At 74.0% G+C, this 1,505-nt stretch carries 2 protein-coding genes; both read right to left on the bottom strand.

Translation table 11 applies throughout. From position 1 onward, the window contains the following. Positions 1-985: methyl-accepting chemotaxis protein (locus FV230_RS28240; protein ID WP_147844711.1), on the bottom strand; the 985-nt coding region annotated here is incomplete at its 3' end. Between the two features lie 53 nt (positions 986-1,038). Further along, positions 1,039-1,505, bottom strand: a 467-nt coding sequence (locus FV230_RS28235) for a chemotaxis protein CheW (RefSeq protein WP_147844710.1), incomplete at its 5' end; no start/stop codon positions are given.

The raw sequence follows: 1,505 nt of genomic DNA, 5'->3' as shown, positions 1-1,505 counted from the left end.
CGCCCGAATGGGTGATCTCGTCCACCGTCGCCGCCGTCTCCTGCACCGCCGCGAACTGCTCCTCCACCGAGGCCGCCTGCTCCTGCGCCGAGGCGCGGATCTCGGCCGCCGCCGCGTTCAGGTCCGACGTCGCCGCACGGTTCGTCCGGGCCAAGTCCGCAAGCCCCGAGACCATCCCGTTCAGCGCACGGGACAGCCGGCCGATCTCGTCGCCGCCGCGAACCTGCAGCGTCTGGGACAGGTCGCCGCCGCCGACCGTCTCGGCGAACGCCATCACGCTCTCCAGCGGCCGCACCACCGCACGGCTGATCAGGATCGTGACGAGGATCGCCAGGAGGACGCTGGCGAGCAGCGTCAGCAGGATCGAGAGCCGCGAGCGCTCGTGGATCGCGCCGATCCCGCGCTGGCCCACGGCGATGCTCTCGTCGAGGGCGACGCGGGTGCGCTCGACGGCGGCGATGGTGGCCTCGTAGGCGCGGCCGATCTCGGCGTTGCGGGCCTCGACGCCGGTGACGTCGCCGCCGACCGCGGCCACGAGCTGCGCCTCGCTCGCATCCCGGTACGGACGATAGATCGCGACGGCCTGCCTCAGGACGCCGTGCAGGCGGTCCCAGGCCGTCGTCCGATCCACCGAGAGGGCGCGGGCGCGGTAGGCGTCGGCCTCGCGGATCAGGTCGTCGAAGAGCGCGTCGGTCGATGCGGCCGTGCGACGCCAGGTGGTGAGGACGTCCTCGTCGCGCATGGGCTGCCCTTGCGCCTTCATCAGCGTGGCGATCACCGCGTTGCGGCGCAGGATGCCGAGGTCGCGCGTCTGGTTGCCGAGGATGTCGAGCTGGCGCAGCACCGCGAGGTCGCGGGCGACGATGGTGTCGGTGGCGTCGCGGACCGAGCCGATCTGACCGATCGCGTAGAGGCCGAGGGCGATCAGCACCACCGTCACGGCCGTGAAGCCGAGGAGGATCCGTTTTCCGATCGAGATCGACAAGGCGGCTGATGCTCCGGGTCGGGCGGCGTCGTGGATCGCGCGCGTCTCGCGCCTCAAGGCAGGGTGCGCCGCAGCAGCTGCGGCAGGTCGATGACGACGAAGTCGCCGAGACCGGACGGGCCGGGATCGGCCGCGGCATAGCGCGAAACCGCTTCGCCGCCGAATCCGCCCTCCGCCGCGGCGGCCTCGGCGAGGTGGGCGAGCCCCAGCACGCGGTCGACGGCGAGCGCGGTCGGCGTCGCGGCCGTGCGAAGGACGACGAGGTGGCCGCCTTCGACGCGGTCCGTGCCCGGGCGACCGAGCGCGCGGGCGAGGCCGACGACGCTGACGATCCGTCCGGACAGGGCGACGAGGCCGAGGATCGCGGGCGGCGCGCCCGGCACGGGCGTGCATGATCGCATGGGCACCACCCGCGCGACGTCGGCGAGGGGCAGGCCGAAGCGCTCCGGGCCGCAGGCGCAGACGAGATGGGCCTCGACCGGCGCGGCTTCGCGCGCCGTCGCCCCGCGCCGGGCGAGGG

The organism is Methylobacterium sp. WL6, from assembly GCF_008040095.1.
GTDB lineage: Bacteria > Pseudomonadota > Alphaproteobacteria > Rhizobiales > Beijerinckiaceae > Methylobacterium.
This window is presented reverse-complemented; position numbering and strand designations above follow the sequence as displayed.